The organism is Lysinibacillus sp. BS3, assembly GCF_039614735.1.
Taxonomy (GTDB): domain Bacteria; phylum Bacillota; class Bacilli; order Bacillales_A; family Planococcaceae; genus Lysinibacillus; species Lysinibacillus capsici.
In genome coordinates this window covers 1235806-1252768 of the sequence record NZ_CP154860.1, presented here as the reverse complement: position 1 = coordinate 1252768, position 16963 = coordinate 1235806, and the positions used below count along the sequence as shown (strand labels likewise).

Genomic DNA, 16963 nt, shown 5'->3' with positions numbered 1-16963 from the left:
GTTTTTCAAAATGGCTAAAACGAAAGAAGAACACGTTCACGAAGTATTTGAAAGTATTTCGGAAAACTACGATAAAATGAATGGTGTAATTAGTTTCCAGATGCATGTTGGCTGGCGTAACGATACGATGAAGCACATGGCTGTAAAACCTGGATCAAAAGCACTTGATGTATGCTGTGGCACCGCAGACTGGACAATCGCATTGGCAGAGGCTGTTGGTGAAAGTGGAGAAGTAAAAGGGCTTGACTTTAGTCAAAACATGCTGAAAGTTGGCGAAAAAAAGGTAGAGCCATACCCACAAATTGAACTCATTCATGGAAATGCAATGGAGTTGCCTTTTCCAGATGATACGTTTGATTATGTGACAATCGGCTTTGGTCTTCGCAATGTACCTGATTATTTACAAGTTTTGAAGGAAATGCATCGTGTTGTTAAACCAGGTGGAATGGTGGTTTGTTTAGAAACATCTCAATCTGAAATCCCTGGTTATCGTCAGCTGTTCCGTTTTTATTTTAAATTTATAATGCCGATATTTGGTAAAATATTTGCGAAAAGCTATAAGGAGTATTCTTGGCTTCAGGAATCTGCGAATGATTTCCCAGGTATGAAAAGGTTAGCGGCATTGTTTGAGCAGGCAGGATTAGAAAAAGTAACGTACAAAGCATACAGTGGCGGGGCTGCGGCAATGCATATGGGCTTTAAAAAGATACGTTAATGGGGGAAGGTTTTCACACGTGGAAAAGATGAAGTTAAAACTACTCTATTCCGATTTGAAATCAGATATCGAAATCATTGAACAAGAGTTAGAAAAAGCGGTGGACTCATCTTCATATTTGATCAACGATGCTTCTCTCCATTTATTACAAGCTGGTGGCAAACGGATAAGACCAATTTTTGTGTTACTAGGCGCAAAATTTGGTGATTATGACATTGAGAAGATGAAGGATGTAGCGGTGCCTTTAGAACTCATTCATATGGCATCGCTTGTACATGATGATGTCATTGACGACTCCAATATGCGAAGAGGACGCCCGACTGTCAAATCACAGTGGAATAACAGGGTAGCAATGTACACAGGCGATTTTATTTTCGCACGTGCGCTGGAATATATAACAAAGTTAGAAGACCCACTTGTTCATCAAATTTTAGCCCGTACGATGGTGGAGATTTGTAACGGTGAAGTCATTCAAATTGAAGATAAATTTAGATTAGATCAAGGTTTAAAAGATTATTTTAGAAGAATCAAACGCAAAACAGCATTACTTATTTCTTCAAGCTGTGAGCTAGGAGCTGTGGCAGCGGGGGTTGATGCTAAAACAGTTCGGCATTTAAAGCGCTTCGGCTACTTTGTAGGCATGAGCTTCCAAATTATCGATGATGTTTTAGATATTATGGCAACTGATAAAGAACTAGGGAAGCCAGCAGGTAGTGACTTACTACAGGGCAATATTACTTTACCGATTTTATTGTTGAAAGATGATCCGGAGATGCAACCATACTTAGTTAAAGTGTTTGCAGGCACGTTAACAGAATCGGAACGTCAAAATATGTTGCAATATGTGCGTAAATCTCATGCGATTGAGCAAGCTAATCGTATGAGTGATAAATATTTGAAAAAAGCCTTACAAGAAATTGATGCTTTACCAAAACATCCCGTTAAGAAAAAATTACGTGATGTAGCATTGTTCATGGGTAAGCGCAAATTCTAGCTTTTTGTTGTACAAAAGCTCATTTTTTGTTAATATTTATCGGTAGGTGTAAAACCTGTTAGACGAATTTAAGGAGTGTTTTAAACATGGCAATTGAACAAACTTTTTTAATGGTTAAGCCTGACGGCGTTGAACGTCAAGTAATTGGAGACATCGTTGATCGTTTCGAACGTCGCGGTTTTGTAATGAAAGGTGCTAAATTAATGGTAATTCCTAAAGAATTAGCAGAAAAGCACTATGCTGAGCATGCTGAGCGTCCATTCTTTGGTGAATTAGTTGATTTCATCACTTCTGGTCCTGTATTCGCTATGGTATGGGAAGGCGAGAACGTAATCAAGCTTGCTCGTACAATGATGGGTGCAACAAAACCTGAAGAATCTAACCCAGGTACAATCCGTGGTGACTACGCAACAACTGTTTCTCACAACATCATCCACGGTTCTGACTCTCTTGCTTCTGCAGAGCGCGAAATCGGCTTATTCTTCGGTGAAGATTTAGTTTAATTTCGAATAGATCAAGCAATCTCAATTTTTTGAGATTGCTTTTTTATTGCGCAAAAAAGGGGAGGGATCATTCCGACGAATAATCTCTTACTAGAAACATATAGAATTGTTAAAAACTTCTTAGTCATGTACAATAAATAATGTAATATTCTGATAATTAAGTGAGGAATAGTTGAGTAGACTCGTCAATAAACTAAGAGGATGACGAGGAAAAGGGGTTATGGACATGAGAGAAGTGGTGATTGTAGCAGCTGTGAGAACTGCTATAGGAAGAAGTAAGGGCGCATTAAGTCAAGTTCGAGCAGATGATTTAGCAGCTGATGTATTACAGGAGGTTGTAAAGCGTGCAGGCATTGGTAAGGAACAAGTAGACGATGTCATTTTGGGGTGTGTGACGCAAACAGCTGAACAAGGGGCAAATATTGCGAGGACCTCTTTATTAATGGCTGGATTCCCCGATAGTGTGCCAGGTGTAACCATTGATCGTCAGTGTGGTTCAAGCCAACAAGCCGTGCACTTCGCAGCACAGGCAATTTTAGCCGGGGATATGGACATTGTCATTGCTGGTGGGGTAGAAAGTATGTCAAGAGTACCAATGGGCTCAAACATGCAACATGCCCATGCTAGTAACCGCTTACAGGAAAATTATGATATTATCCATCAAGGATTATCAGCAGAGAAAATCGCTTCCCAATGGTCTTTATCGAAAGAACAGCTAAATAGCTATGCTTATCAAAGCCATCAACGGGCGATTTCCGCCATTAGAGCGGGTCATTTCCAAGCTGAAATACTACCCATTCAAGTTCCACAAGAGGATGGCTCAGTGACAACATTTGCGGTAGATGAGGGTCCTCGTGCAGAAACTACCGTTGACATTTTAAATGGATTAAAAACCGTCTTTCAAGAGAATGGCGCGATTACTGCGGGCAATGCGAGCCAAATGAGTGATGGGGCCTCAGCTGTAGTCGTAATGGCATTGGATAAAGCGAGAGAACTAGGCATTCAACCACTCGCTAAAATTGTGACAAGAGTGGTCGTGGGCTCTGATCCGACATTAATGCTGACAGGGCCAATCGAAGCTACTAGAAAAGCATTAGAACGGTCAGGGCTCAACATTGAGGATATCGACACATATGAGGTAAATGAAGCCTTTGCACCTGTGCCGCTCGTATGGCTGCATGAAATAGGAGGAGACCCACAGAAGCTCAATCCTGATGGTGGAGCCATTGCACTGGGACATCCATTAGGGGCAACAGGTACGAAATTGTTAACGACCATGCTCTATCGAATGGAGCGAGAGAATTATCGTTACGGTTTGTTGGCGATTTGTGAGGGAATGGGGATGGCCAATGCCACGATCATTGAAAAAATGTAAAAGGGGATATGTCTGATGAAGGAACATGAAGTGGTGGCAGTCGTAACAGGGGGTGCCTCTGGTTTAGGAGAGGCAACCGTTCGGAAATTAATAGGACAGGGTGGCAAAGCAATTATTTTTGATGTCAATGATGAGCGTGGACAAGCTCTAGTGGAAGAATTAGGTCAAAATGTCCTTTATGCACGAGTAGACGTCACAAAGGAAGAGGAGGTGGCGACTGGCCTTGAGCAGGCTATTGCAGCTTTTGGCAAGATCAATGTTGCAGTGAACTGTGCTGGCATTGCAGATGCGAGTAAAGTTATTTCGAAGCGTGGTATACACGCCCTTGCGTTATTTGAAAAAGTGATTGCTATTAATTTAGTTGGCACGTTTAATGTCATCCGTCTAGTGGCAGAAAAAATGCAACATAATGAGCCAAATGAGGATGGACAGCGTGGCGTCATTATTAATACCGCGTCTGTGGCTGCATTTGATGGGCAAATCGGACAAGCTGCTTATAGCGCGTCAAAAGGTGGCGTAGCAGCCATGACGTTGCCAATTGCAAGAGAGCTTGCGGAAATCGGTGTCCGAGTGATGACCATAGCGCCAGGATTAATTGAAACACCAATGTTTGCTTCGTTACCTGAGCCTGCACGAACAGGTCTTGCTCAAATGACACCATTCCCTAAACGACTTGGTAAACCTTCGGAATATGCTCTTTTGGTTGAAAGTATTATCCACAATGGCTTGTTAAATGGAGAGGTCATTCGACTAGATGGTGCCATTCGCATGCAACCGAGGTAACGGCAAAATCTAGTTCAAATAGTTTTTGTTTTGATTGTTTCTAAAATCGTAGATGAAGGGAAGCGGTATCATGCATATGATGGATACACCTTTATTATTAACAAGTTTTTTGAATCGTGCAGAACGATTTTTTCACTCAAAGAAAATCTATTCTCGAACAAGTGCCACTACTATTCACGAATTTACGTATAAAGAATATGTCAAACGGACTCGCCGATTAGCCGATGCTTTGACGAAACTAGGGATGGATCGAGGAATGAAGGTGGGCACATTTGCTTGGAATCACCATCGCCATTTGGAAGCCTATTTTGCTGTACCATGTGCAGGAGCAGTATTGCATATGATTAATATTCGATTATCCCCTGAGCATATTGCCTATGTCATCAATCATGCCGAGGATGAAATATTATTAATAGATGATAATCTGGTGCCACTAATTGCACCTATCGTCTCTCAGCTGAAAACGGTAAAGCATTATATCATTATGGGTGATGCTGTTGCAGTAGAAACTTTACCGATTCCAAATGCTCTTTCCTATGAATCGCTACTTGCGGAGGCAGATGAACATTTCACATTCCCAGAAGATTTAGATGAAAATACACCTGCAGGCATGTGCTATACCAGTGCAACGACGGGCATGCCAAAGGGAGTAGTCTATACACATCGCAGTATTGTACTTCATAGTTTAACAGCTGGTCTCGCTGACAGTATTGCAATTTGTGAGTCGGATGTGGTGTTACCTGTTGTGCCAATGTTCCATGCGAATGCATGGGGATTACCATTTGCCAGTGTCGCATTTGGTTCTACACAGGTCTTACCGGGACCTATGTTTACACCACAGCTATTGCTAGAATTATTTGATGTATATAAAGTTACATTGACAGCAGGTGTACCGACCATATGGCTGGGCGTTCTACAGGAGCAGCGTCAAAACCCTCGTGACCTATCGTCTATGCGATTAATTGTTTGTGGAGGTTCTGCTTCACCAATTGGTCTTGTCCGAGGCTTTGAGCAAGAACTTAATATCCCTTACATGACAGGTTACGGTATGACGGAAACCTCACCTCTTGTAAGCCTATCCACGTATTTAACACATATGCAGGACTATACGGCTGATGAAAAAATGAATGTTCGGATTACACAAGGTATGACGATGCCACTTATTGATACAAGGATTGTCAATGAAAATGGTGAAGTGCCTTGGGATGGCAAAACGATGGGAGAGCTTACGATTAGAGGACCATGGATTGCTAATGAGTATTATCAGGATGAACGAACGGAAGAGGCCTTTAAAGACGGCTGGCTCTATACAGGCGATATTGCTGTGATGACAACAGATGGCTATATAAAAATTACCGACCGTACAAAGGATTTAATTAAGAGTGGTGGCGAATGGATTTCTTCAGTAGAGCTTGAAAATGCATTAATGTCCCATCCAAAGGTCTTTGAGGCGGCTGTTATTGCCATTCCACATGAAAAGTGGTTGGAGCGACCATTAGCTTGTGTCGTAGCAAAGCCAGAGTTTAAGGGTTCGATTACAAAAGAAGAGTTACTAGAGAGTCTACAGCACCAATTCCATAAATCATGGGTTCCTGATGATATTGTCTTCATTGACGAGGTACCAAAAACGTCTGTAGGTAAATTCTTGAAGGCTAAATTACGAGAAGATTTAAAAGAGTATCGCATACAAGTCTAACGATAATGGATAGAATGAGGGTGGTGAAAAACTACCTTCATTTTTTATTGGAATAAATTCCTGAAAAATGAAACTATTTTTTCCATTTTGCCGTATAATCAAAATAACGAAAGGAAGTGAACGGATTGTCAATTGCCATTGTAGCGATAATTGGGGGCGTCATTATTTCTCTAGCTGGAATTTTTACAGACGCTCGTACTAGACAACAAAAAATAAAACTGAAGGCTGTTGAAAAAGAAGTAGAATTAGAAAAGCTTAGGTTAGAAACTTATACGATTGAAACAGAAAAAATGAGACTTGAATTAGAACAGTCGAAAGTATTACTTTTAGAGGAAAAACAAAACGTAAGAAAGTAGATTTGCATACATGAGAAAGACTATTTCAGGATTGGGACTTTTCCGCTATAATGGTAATACGACGCTAGAGGGGAAGATGACCATATGTCTGATTATGAACAGTTTATAGAAGGTATTAAGCGCAAAACAGGAATAGATTTAGCGTTATATAAAGAAGCGCAAATGAAAAGACGATTAACCTCTCTTTATGAGAAAAAGGGCTATCGTAATTTTGTAGACTTTCTAAAGGCACTCGAACAAGATCGTGATTTAATGAATGAATTCTTAGATCGTATGACGATCAATGTTTCTGAATTTTATCGCAATGGAAAGCGCTGGGAAGTATTACAAAAGAAAATATTTCCGAAACTTTTACAAACTAATAAGCGTTTAAAAATTTGGAGTGCGGCTTGTTCGACAGGAGAAGAACCATATTCTTTAGTAATGGTATTATCTCAATTGGTGCCTTTATCTCAAATTCAAATTATTGCCACTGATTTAGATGAGAATGTGATACAAAAGGCGAAGTTAGGTGTCTACCCTGAACGCTCTTTAGCCGAGGTCCCAAGTGATATTAAAGCAAAGTATTTTGAACAAGAAGGCTCCTTCTATCGCGTGAAGGATGAGATTAAGCGTTGTGTAACCTTTAAGAAACATAATTTATTGAATGACTCTTATGATGGCAATTATGATTTAATTGTTTGTCGCAATGTCATGATTTATTTTACAGAAGAAGCGAAAGATCAAATTTATAATAATTTTAGTAAAGCACTGCGCAAGGATGGCGTTTTATTTGTTGGATCGACAGAGCAAATTTTTAATCCAGCACGTTATGAATTTGATGTAGAAGACACGTTCTTCTATCGGAAAAATAATTAATAATATGGATGAAAAGCTTTGTACAAATAACACAATTGTACATAAAGTTGACCAAGCATTAAACATAGATAATTCATACGCTTTTCGCTTATCATAAGCAAAGGCGTATTTTTTATAAAATTTAGCTAGGTGTTTTTTATAACTTTCATTCAGAATATTCACATTTAGATCTATGAAAATGGTAACTACTTAAAAGACATTCGTAAAAGGACTGTTTTTTTAAAGAATATATGTTATAGTGAAAAATACATACTTTAGCGAGTTGAAGGGAGAAAGTGTTTATGCGTTACTTAACAGCAGGTGAGTCTCATGGACCTCAATTAACGACAATTATTGAGGGTTTACCGTCACTCTTACCCATTACAGCAGAAAAAATTAATCACGATTTAAAACGTCGCCAAGGAGGTCATGGACGTGGGCGCCGCATGCAAATCGAAACAGATACAGTGGAGATTGTTGCTGGTGTTCGTCATGGTCAGACACTTGGATCTCCTGTTGCACTCGTTGTCACAAATGATGATTGGAAGCACTGGACTAAAATTATGGGAGCAGAGCCACTAGCTGATGATATCAATCCTGAAGATATCAAGCGTCAAATCTCACGTCCTCGACCAGGTCATGCAGATTTAGTTGGAGGCATGAAATATGGTCACCGTGATTTAAGGAATGTATTAGAGCGCTCCTCTGCGCGTGAAACAACTGTACGAGTAGCAGTTGGGTCTGTGGCAAAGGCGTTACTTAATGAACTAGGCATTTCCATTGTTGCACATGTTACAGAGATAGTGGGAATTAAAGCCGATACTTCTTTAATAGAAGGAAAAACAACAGAAGAAATTCGTGCAATTGTCGAAGCGGATCCTTGCTACTGTGTAGATCCAATCGCCTCTGCGAAAATGGTTGAGGCAATTGATGAAGCGAAAAAGGCCGGCGATTCGATCGGTGGTGTTGTAGAAGTCATTGTAGAAGGCATGCCAGCAGGTGTAGGTTCTTATGTACATTATGATCGTAAGCTGGATGCAAAGCTTGCTGCTGCTATGCTATCTATAAATGCATTTAAAGGAGTAGAGTTTGGACTTGGCTTTGAAATGGCACGTCGAAAAGGTTCTGAAGTACACGATGAAATCATCTGGTCTGAAGAAGAAGGTTATACTCGTGCAACCAATCGACTTGGTGGCTTAGAAGGCGGTATGTCAACAGGTATGCCAATTGTTGTACGTGGTGTGATGAAGCCAATTCCTACTTTATATAAACCATTACAAAGTGTAGATATTGAAACAAAAGAGCCGTTTAAAGCGAGTGTTGAGCGCTCTGATAGCTGTGCAGTACCAGCAGCGTCTGTAGTTGCAGAACATGTTATTGCCTGGGAAATAGCGAATGCAATTTTAGAGCAATTCCATAGTGATCAACTACCACAATTACAAGCTCAAATTGACGAGCATCGTCAATATACAAAGGGGTTCTAAGTTATGCGTGTACCAGTAGCAACAAAATCGCATCAATATGAAGTTGTTCTTGGGCATCAATTTCTAACTGAAGCTGTGGAGGCATTTGCTGATAAACTTCAAAAAGCGGATAAGCTCTTTGTGTTTACAGATGTCAATGTTTGGGCAGCACAGGGAGAGTACTTCAAAGCAAATTTCCCGTACCACTTTGAGGTTTTTATTTTGCCAGGTGGAGAAGCGTGCAAAACCTTTGATCAATACAATGCTGCTCAAACATTTTTATTAGAGCAAAAATGCTCCAGAAAATCCTTCATTTTTGCTTTTGGAGGAGGAGCAGTTGGCGATTTAACAGGTTTTGTTGCGGCAACCTATATGCGTGGGATTCCGTTTATTCAAATTCCAACGACTATTCTAGCGCATGATTCCGCAGTTGGTGGAAAAACTGCCATTAATCATCCACTAGGAAAAAATATGATTGGCGCATTTTATCAGCCAGAAGGCGTGATATATGATACAGCTCTTTTAGAAAGTTTATCAGAGCGTGAGGTACGTTCGGGAACAGCAGAGTTAATTAAGCATGCCATGATTTCTGACCCGAACTGGCTGGAGGAATTAATGACAGGAGATTCGGTGATCCATTTTAATCAAAATGAACTAGCAAAGCAACTAAAAAAAGGAATTGAAGTGAAAGCACAAATTGTTGCTGAGGACGAAACAGAGCAATCCGTTCGAAAGTTTTTAAACCTAGGCCATACATATGGACATGCCATTGAGGCAGCTGCGGGTTATGGCAAAGTGGCTCATGGTGAGGCGGTTATGATTGGACTCGTCTATTGTCTTCTATTGAGTGAACGATATGGAGAAATTGATCGAACGTTCACCCAATCCTTTTTACAGTTTGCGATAAAAAACGGCTATCCTTTTAAGGCTGTGAGTGATTATTCATTTGAACAATTATCTAGCTACCTAATGAAAGATAAAAAAGCGGAATATGGCATTTTACAATTTGTTCTTTTGGAGAAAATTGGAAAGCCTTTTGTCAAAGCTATTGATTTAGAAGAATGCCAAGAAATAGATGCTGAATATAGACAGTTATTAGCGGAGGTGCTTGTATGATTCGTGGACTTAGAGGAGCAATAACAATTGAATCTGACAAGCCAGAGCTTGTATGGGATGAGACAGCAAGATTAGTGCGTGAGGTTGTGGCAGCAAATAATGTGGACATTGATGATATCGCATCGATCCTCATTTCAACAACGCCAGATATTACCTCAGCATTTCCTGCTCGTGCAGTACGCTTGATGGATGGCTGGCAGTATGTCCCTGTTATGTGTACACATGAAATGGATGTGCCAGAAGCATTACCATTATGTATTCGTGTATTAATACATGCAAACGTAGAGGTAGCCCAAAAAGATGTAAAGCACTTGTATCTCAATGATGCAGTGAAATTAAGACCAGATTTGGCTCAGGCTAAATAAGTAGAGGAGATGTTTTAGATGAAGTGGAAACAACAATTGGACGGTATGCAAGCATATAAGCCAGGTAAACCAATTGAAGAAGTACAACGTGAATATGGCTTAAAGGAAGTTATTAAATTGGCATCGAATGAAAATCCATTCGGGTGCTCACCTAAGGTAACAGCTTATTTACAAAATAATGCAGTGAATCATGCACTTTATCCAGATGGCTATGCCCAAAACCTACGTACTGCTGTGGCAAATCATCTAGGTGTGAAAGAGACACAGCTTCTTTTTGGTAACGGCTCTGATGACATCATTGCTATTATTACTCGTGCTCTGTTGTATCCAGGGGTAAACACGGTTATGGCCGACCCTTCCTTCTCTCAATACTGGCACAATGCTGAAATTGAAGGTGCTGAAGTACGTAAAGTGCCTTGTCAAGATGGAGCACATGATCTAGAGGCAATGTTGGCTGCGATTGATGACCAAACTTCTATTGTTTGGGTATGTAGTCCAAATAATCCTACAGGAGTTGTCATTCCTGATGCTGCATTGCGTGCCTTTCTTGCAAAGGTTCCAAGCGATGTCCTTGTCGTGCTTGATGAGGCATACATTGAATATGTTACACATCCAGACCACAAGGATACGTTACCAATCATTAATGAGTATCCGAATGTGCTTTTACTGCGTACATTCTCTAAAGCATATGGCTTAGCTTCGTTCCGCGTAGGCTATGCTATTGGCCAACCTGATGTTATTGCTAAGCTTGATCCTGTGCGTGCACCATTCAATAATACAATCTTAAGTCAAGCTGTTGCTGCCATTGCCCTCAGTGACCAAGATTATATTGAAGCCTGCCGTGAAGCCAATGAAAAAGGTAAAAAACAATATGTAGAATTTTGTGAAAAGCATAATTTAAAATACTTCCCATCTGATACAAACTTTATTTTCTTTGATACCCATGCTGATAGTGATGTTGTTTTCCAAGAGCTGATGAAAAGAGGCTTTATCGTGCGCAGTGGTAATGCATTAGGCTTACCAGGATTTATCCGTGTGACAATTGGAACAGAGGCTCAAAATGCAGCATTGCTTAGCCAACTTGATGAAGTGTTAAAACAACAAGGGGTATTTGCATGACACGCAAAGTACTCGTTATAGGGCTAGGATTGATCGGAGGTTCTATTGCCCTTGCTTTGCAAAAAGCACCAGAAACAAAAATTATTGGCTACGACATGGACGCACAAACACGCGAGCATGCAAAAACATTAAATATTGTGCATGAAATTGTCGCAGATCCACTGGTTGTTGCGGCTGAGGTTGATGTTATTATCTTCGGTACGCCCGTTAATGCAACACTGGATTGGATGGAGCAATTAAAATCATGGCCCTTGAAAAATAAAGTCATCGTAACAGATACAGGAAGTACAAAAAAATTAATTATGCAAAAAGCCAGCGAATTACGAGAACTTGGCATAACGTTTATTGGTGGACATCCAATGGCGGGGTCTCATAAAAGTGGTGTGCTGGCTGCTAAGGCGCATCTTTTTGAAAACGCATATTACATGCTTACGCCACTCGCTGGGGAAGAAATTGTTCATATGGCACAGCTTGAAAGTTTGCTGAAATTTACCCATGCAAAAGTAGTCAGTGTATCTGCCAGTGAGCATGATCACATGACAGCGGTGGTGAGTCATTTTCCACATGTTATCGCAGCCTCACTTGTCCATCAATTAGGTGGCGAAAATGGGGAGTACCCAATGACACGTTCTCTTGCAGCAGGAGGTTTTCGTGATGTGACACGAATTGCCTCTTCGAATCCTATCTTATGGCGAGATATTACGCTGCAAAATCGCGAGGAACTCCTCACGCAATTAGATGGCTGGGAAAAAGAAATGACACGCATTAAGGAACTGCTGATGGAGGGTTCTTCACAGGATATTGAAAACTATTTTGCTGTTGCCAAAGAACTGAGAGATGAATTACCGATTAGTGCAGGGGCTATGTATACACCATTCGATCTATATGTTGATGTTCCTGACTATCCAGGTGTTATTTCTGAAGTGACGGGCTTTTTAGCAGATGAAGCAATTAGTATTACGAATCTTCGCATCGTTGAATCACGAGAAGATGTTTTCGGTATTCTAGTCATTAGCTTCCAAAGTGAAAATGATCGCGAACGTGCTGCAGCCTGTATTCAAAAACGAGCAAATTTCGAAACGTATATTTCTTAGCATAAGAAAGCGTCGGCATTTCGGCGCTTTCTATCTTCATATTGGAGGGAAAAAAGTTCATGAGTGAAAAAGTATTGCAATACAACAAGCCTTCTTTACAGGGCTCTTTAACTGTTCCAGGCGATAAGTCTGTATCTCATCGCTCTGTGATGTTTGGCGCCATTGCTAGTGGAACAACGACAGTAGAGGGCTTTTTACTAGGTGAAGATTGTTTAAGTACAATTGATTGCTTCCAGAAACTTGGCGTTCAGATTGAGGTGGAAGGGACAAATGTAACCATTCATAGTCCAGGGATGGATGGCTGGCAGGAGCCGACAGAAGTGTTATATACGGGTAACTCTGGTACAACAACACGCTTAATGCTAGGCATTTTAGCTGGTTCTACTGTTCACTCTGTCATGACAGGAGATGCATCCATTGGAAAACGACCAATGCGCCGTGTTATAGATCCACTGCGTCAGATGGGTGCACAAATTACAGGGCGTGCAGACGGGCAATATACACCACTAGCCATTCAAGGTACAAAATTACAAGCCATTGATTACAAGATGCCTGTAGCAAGTGCACAGGTGAAATCTGCTATTTTACTAGCGGGCTTGCGTGCTGAAGGAACAACTATTGTTAGAGAAATGGATGTTTCGAGAGATCATACAGAGCGAATGCTGCGTCAATTTGGTGCACATGTAGAAGTAGATAATGGCGTAGTATCGATTGAAGGAGGACAAGCTCTCAATGGTACGCATGTTTCTGTGCCAGGAGATATATCATCGGCTGCCTTTTTCTTAGTGGCAGGAGCCATTTGCAAAAATAGTCAGCTAACACTAAATAATGTGGGCATTAATCCAACACGTGATGGCATTATAGAGGTGCTGGAAAAAATGGGCGCCACGATGACGGTAACGCCGAATGATGATAATCAAGCTGAACCGACAGCAACAATCCAAATCGCGACATCTTCTTTAACTGGTACAATAATTGAGGGAGACATTATTCCTCGTTTAATTGACGAAATTCCAATTCTTGCATTACTCGCTACGCAAGCACATGGTCAAACGATCATTAAAGATGCCGAGGAGCTAAAGGTGAAGGAGACTGACCGTATCACGGCTGTTGTGACTGAATTGAAGAAACTTGGTGCCCAAATCGAAGCAACAGAAGATGGGATGATTATTGAGGGACCAACGTCTTTAAAAGGAGCAAACCTTCAAACATATGGTGATCATCGAATCGGCATGATGGGTGCAGTTGCAGCTTTAATAACAGACGGAGCTGTTGCACTAGATGATGCACAATGTATTGCTGTATCCTACCCATCGTTCTTTGAGCATATTGAGGCAGTGAGGTAACAATTAAAGAGAGGCTCTCCAAGCTTTTGGGGAGTTTTTTCTTGTTTCAGAGGTAAATGTTTTGTAGCATAAAGGTATCAACGAAAGAATAGGTGAATGACTGTGAACAATGCGATGACTGAAATGATGCAAGCACTTGAACAAGGGGATTTAGCATTAATAGATCAGCTACTAGAATCATTTTTAATGAAGGAGCTACCCGAGGAGATCTATGCACTTGCTGAGATTTTTATGCAGTATGGGTACATGAAGGAAGCTGACCGTGTGCTGGAGCATTTACAATTTTTATTCCCAGAAGAAGCACAGTTAAAAATAGATCGTGCCAATGTCCTAATGGAGCTTGGTAATGAAGATGAAGCATTAGATTTATTATTAGAAATTGAAGAAACCTCCCCAGAATATCCACAAGCGTTATTGGTTTTAGCTGATTATTATCAAATGCAAGGGTTATTTGAGGTTGCAGAAAAGCGTATAAATGAAGCATTAGCGATTTTACCAGACGAGCCATTATTACATTTTGCGAAAGCAGAACTTTTATTTGAAACAGGTCGTTTTTTAGAGGCAGCAAGACTGTATGAGGACTTATATGAGCAGCAAAATGAATTTGCTGGTATTCAACTTGTCGAACGACTAGCGGAGGTTTATCGTGCAGGTGCAGCCTATGAGACGGCATTTGATTATTATGTCAAAGCCCTTGAAGATGAAGTAAAGCCCGATATTTTATTTGGAGCTGCTTATTCAGCCTTCCAGTCACAAAAATACGAGATGGCTATTAAACAACTAGAGGAATTGAAAGAATTAGATCCTGATTACTTCTCAGCCTATTTATTGCTTGCGGAAAGCTATGCAATGACAGAGGATAATCAAAAAGCTTATGCTGCCATTCAAGAGGGGTTAAAGCGTGATGAATATGATAAATCGCTTTATTTATTCGCTGGTAAAATGGCATTGAAAAATGGTTTGCCAGAAGAAGCTGAGCAACATCTGAGAGAAGCTATAGCGCTCGATCCTGAATATATGGAAGCGGTACTGGCACTTATTTCAGTGTTTGGACAACAGGAGCGCCATGAGGATGTAATCGAGTTATTTGAGACATTACAGCAAAATGATTTTGAATGGAGCACTTTATATCCTTTTGCGGCAGAGGCATATGAAAATTTAGAATTGTACGACCGTGCATACGAATTTTACCGTTTGGCATATAATGATTTTAAGGAAGACGCAACATTTTTAGAAAAATATGTTTACTTCTTATTAGAAGAAGGAAAGCTTTCAGAGGCAAAAGAGGTTCTTGGACAATTAATCAACATTCAACCGGGTGAACCAGAGTGGCAGGAGAAGTTAGAAACCTTAGAATTTGAGTAAAGGAGGGAGTGGGTATGACTGCTTCTGTATCAGTTGTTGATAAAAAAGCATTTGTTCGATGGTTTTTAAAAAATTATCAATTGAAACGTCGTGAGTGTGTATGGATTTTAAATTACCTATTAAGTAATGATGACTTGTTAAAAAGAATCCGTTTTGTGGAAGAAGCTCACTATTGTCCTAGGGCAATGGTGATGTCAACAGTAGACTCAACAGGTGTGCCTTTTCGTTTCTATAAAGGCAATGTGATGACGGCAGATGCTGAGAAGTCTTTCCATGATTTACGCTTACATGAACAAGAAGATATGTATATACAATTGAATTTTCCTAATATACCACCAAGTGCACAATACTTAGCAGTTCTTGAAGAAAACCCTTATATGCCAGAAACACTGCTCGTCAGTGAAAAAGATCGTGTACTGGCAGAAGAGCTGCTTTCCAATAGCTTACTCGTATTCCAAGAAGAGAAATTACTTGCACAAATTGATGAAGCTCTCGACCAGGGAGATGAAGTGCGATTTTATGAATTGTCTAATTTGTTACAAGCATTGAAGGAAACGGCTAATTTACGTTAATTATAGGTAAAAATTGAATGTCCTTTATCCATTTCAATATGGTAACATTACTAGTGAATGATTGTTTTCACTTTTAATTGGGTATCCTATTGAAGAGTGGAAAAGGACATTTTTATTTTGCGATAAAAGGAGGTTTGTTGAATGTATTTTAATGCAAACGATGTAACATCGTTTATGGCACAAAAAGATTTTATTGATACCGCGGTTGTTCCACTTGTATCCATTGATCTCTCTTCTGAAAAAATGAAACAAAGTGGTGCCGAGGTAGATTTTGTCATGTCTTTAACTTCTTTTATAGAGCAGCAGTTTAAAGGTCGACTACTAGTCATGCCACCATTTTCTTATATGACAACTTTAAAAAACGACGATTTACCACAGCAATTAGAAGCACAATTACATAATGCTGGATTTAAGCATGTGTTCTTCATTACTTGTGACCATTATTGGACAAAGAGTGGAGAGATAGGCAATATGATTTGGTTACCAGCGATTCCTTTAGAAAGTATGGATGCCAGTGTGAAAAAATCCATTCTAGAAGATCAATTGCGACAAGTGATTCCAATGCTTTCGACTAAATGGGCACAGATTTAACAATTAGTTTCAATAAATGTTCACATTCTCCAGCTTTCCACAGAATGCTATATTGACCAAGCTATGGACTTGATATATCATATATATGTCCTAGTATTACTATTTGTAAAAGTATGTCCGTTGGACTGACCTTTAAGTTAGAGGGGGGAAAATAATGAGTAATAATCGAGTTTCACGTCGTCAATTTCTAAGTTATACTCTTACTGGTGTAGGTGGATTTATGGCGGCAGGTATGCTAATGCCAATGCTTCGCTTTGCAATTGATCCTGTGCTACAAAAGCATGAGGGTGGGGATTTTGTAAAAACAGAGCATAAAATCGCTGACTTGACTGAAGAGCCTGTAAAAGTGGACTTTTCATATGAACAAGTGGATGCATGGTATAAATCACAGGTTACAGATGTAGCTTGGGTTTATAAAAGTGGCGATCAAATCATTGCCCTTTCACCTGTTTGTAAGCATTTAGGATGTATGGTTGACTGGAATGGAGATTCTGCACACCCAGGTCAATTCTTCTGTCCATGCCACGCAGGACGTTATGAGAAAAACGGGAAAAACATTGCAGGTACACCGCCTCTAGGTCCGTTGGATGAATTTGAAGTACAAGAACAAGATGGCTATTTAATGATTGGTCCAGCTAAAGCAAATTCTCTAGTTAAATAAGTAAGGGGGTAC

18 protein-coding genes are annotated in these 16963 nt (G+C 40.2%); all 18 read left to right on the top strand.

Features of this window, described 5'->3' with window-relative positions; genetic code table 11:
• Nucleotides 1-10 precede the first annotated feature (10 nt).
• Nucleotides 11-715 carry a demethylmenaquinone methyltransferase gene (locus AAJG31_RS06510; protein WP_048389815.1) on the top strand — a complete coding sequence of 235 codons (705 nt, stop codon included), beginning with the start codon at nucleotides 11-13 and terminating at the stop codon, nucleotides 713-715.
• A 19-nt stretch (nucleotides 716-734) separates the two neighbouring features.
• Complete coding sequence (gene hepT, locus AAJG31_RS06505; RefSeq protein WP_054550708.1) at nucleotides 735-1709, top strand: heptaprenyl diphosphate synthase component II; 975 nt, start codon at nucleotides 735-737, stop codon at nucleotides 1707-1709.
• Between the two features lie 86 nt (nucleotides 1710-1795).
• Nucleotides 1796-2212, top strand: coding sequence for a nucleoside-diphosphate kinase (gene ndk, locus AAJG31_RS06500; protein ID WP_004232627.1), 417 nt, complete (start codon nucleotides 1796-1798; stop codon nucleotides 2210-2212).
• Between the two features lie 226 nt (nucleotides 2213-2438).
• A complete protein-coding gene (locus AAJG31_RS06495) occupies nucleotides 2439-3587 on the top strand; it encodes a thiolase family protein (RefSeq protein WP_054550709.1) in 1149 nt (382 codons plus the stop codon).
• A gap of 15 nt (nucleotides 3588-3602) precedes the next feature.
• Nucleotides 3603-4370: a 3-hydroxyacyl-CoA dehydrogenase gene (locus AAJG31_RS06490; RefSeq protein ID WP_279494461.1), complete on the top strand. Its 768-nt coding sequence runs from the start codon at nucleotides 3603-3605 to the stop codon at nucleotides 4368-4370.
• A gap of 70 nt (nucleotides 4371-4440) precedes the next feature.
• Nucleotides 4441-6066, top strand: a complete 1626-nt coding sequence (locus AAJG31_RS06485) for a long-chain fatty acid--CoA ligase (RefSeq protein WP_048389825.1) — start codon at nucleotides 4441-4443, stop codon at nucleotides 6064-6066.
• Between the two features lie 125 nt (nucleotides 6067-6191).
• Nucleotides 6192-6422, top strand: a complete 231-nt coding sequence (locus tag AAJG31_RS06480) for a hypothetical protein (RefSeq protein WP_048389827.1) — start codon at nucleotides 6192-6194, stop codon at nucleotides 6420-6422.
• Nucleotides 6423-6506: 84 nt separating this feature from the next.
• Entirely contained in the window at nucleotides 6507-7280 is a 774-nt protein-coding gene (locus AAJG31_RS06475) for a protein-glutamate O-methyltransferase CheR (protein ID WP_048389829.1), read from the top strand.
• A 281-nt stretch (nucleotides 7281-7561) separates the two neighbouring features.
• Complete coding sequence (aroC, locus tag AAJG31_RS06470; protein ID WP_004232644.1) at nucleotides 7562-8743, top strand: chorismate synthase; 1182 nt, start codon at nucleotides 7562-7564, stop codon at nucleotides 8741-8743.
• Between the two features lie 3 nt (nucleotides 8744-8746).
• A complete protein-coding gene (aroB, locus tag AAJG31_RS06465; RefSeq protein WP_016994409.1) occupies nucleotides 8747-9838 on the top strand; it encodes a 3-dehydroquinate synthase in 1092 nt (363 codons plus the stop codon).
• Nucleotides 9835-10203, top strand: coding sequence for a chorismate mutase (gene aroH, locus AAJG31_RS06460; RefSeq protein WP_004232646.1), 369 nt, complete (start codon nucleotides 9835-9837; stop codon nucleotides 10201-10203). The genes aroB and aroH overlap by 4 nt, the downstream gene beginning before the upstream one ends.
• A gap of 18 nt (nucleotides 10204-10221) precedes the next feature.
• Entirely contained in the window at nucleotides 10222-11322 is a 1101-nt protein-coding gene (gene hisC / locus AAJG31_RS06455; protein ID WP_066037622.1) for a histidinol-phosphate transaminase, read from the top strand.
• The gene (locus tag AAJG31_RS06450; protein WP_279494465.1) at nucleotides 11319-12416 is read left to right on the top strand and encodes a prephenate dehydrogenase; all 1098 of its coding nucleotides are present in this window, start codon (nucleotides 11319-11321) and stop codon (nucleotides 12414-12416) included. Before hisC ends, AAJG31_RS06450 begins: the two co-directional genes overlap by 4 nt.
• A 59-nt stretch (nucleotides 12417-12475) precedes the next feature.
• On the top strand, nucleotides 12476-13762 hold the full coding sequence (gene aroA, locus AAJG31_RS06445) for a 3-phosphoshikimate 1-carboxyvinyltransferase (protein WP_115673441.1): 1287 nt from the start codon (nucleotides 12476-12478) through the stop codon (nucleotides 13760-13762).
• A gap of 96 nt (nucleotides 13763-13858) precedes the next feature.
• On the top strand, nucleotides 13859-15127 hold the full coding sequence (locus AAJG31_RS06440; protein ID WP_279494468.1) for a tetratricopeptide repeat protein: 1269 nt from the start codon (nucleotides 13859-13861) through the stop codon (nucleotides 15125-15127).
• 14 nt (nucleotides 15128-15141) lie between these two features.
• Nucleotides 15142-15699: a ReoY family proteolytic degradation factor gene (locus AAJG31_RS06435; protein WP_048389838.1), complete on the top strand. Its 558-nt coding sequence runs from the start codon at nucleotides 15142-15144 to the stop codon at nucleotides 15697-15699.
• A gap of 141 nt (nucleotides 15700-15840) precedes the next feature.
• Nucleotides 15841-16290, top strand: a complete 450-nt coding sequence (locus AAJG31_RS06430; RefSeq protein WP_279494469.1) for a YpiF family protein — start codon at nucleotides 15841-15843, stop codon at nucleotides 16288-16290.
• Between the two features lie 154 nt (nucleotides 16291-16444).
• Nucleotides 16445-16951 carry a ubiquinol-cytochrome c reductase iron-sulfur subunit gene (locus tag AAJG31_RS06425; RefSeq protein ID WP_004232660.1) on the top strand — a complete coding sequence of 169 codons (507 nt, stop codon included), beginning with the start codon at nucleotides 16445-16447 and terminating at the stop codon, nucleotides 16949-16951.
• The last annotated feature ends 12 nt before the right edge of the window (nucleotides 16952-16963 follow it).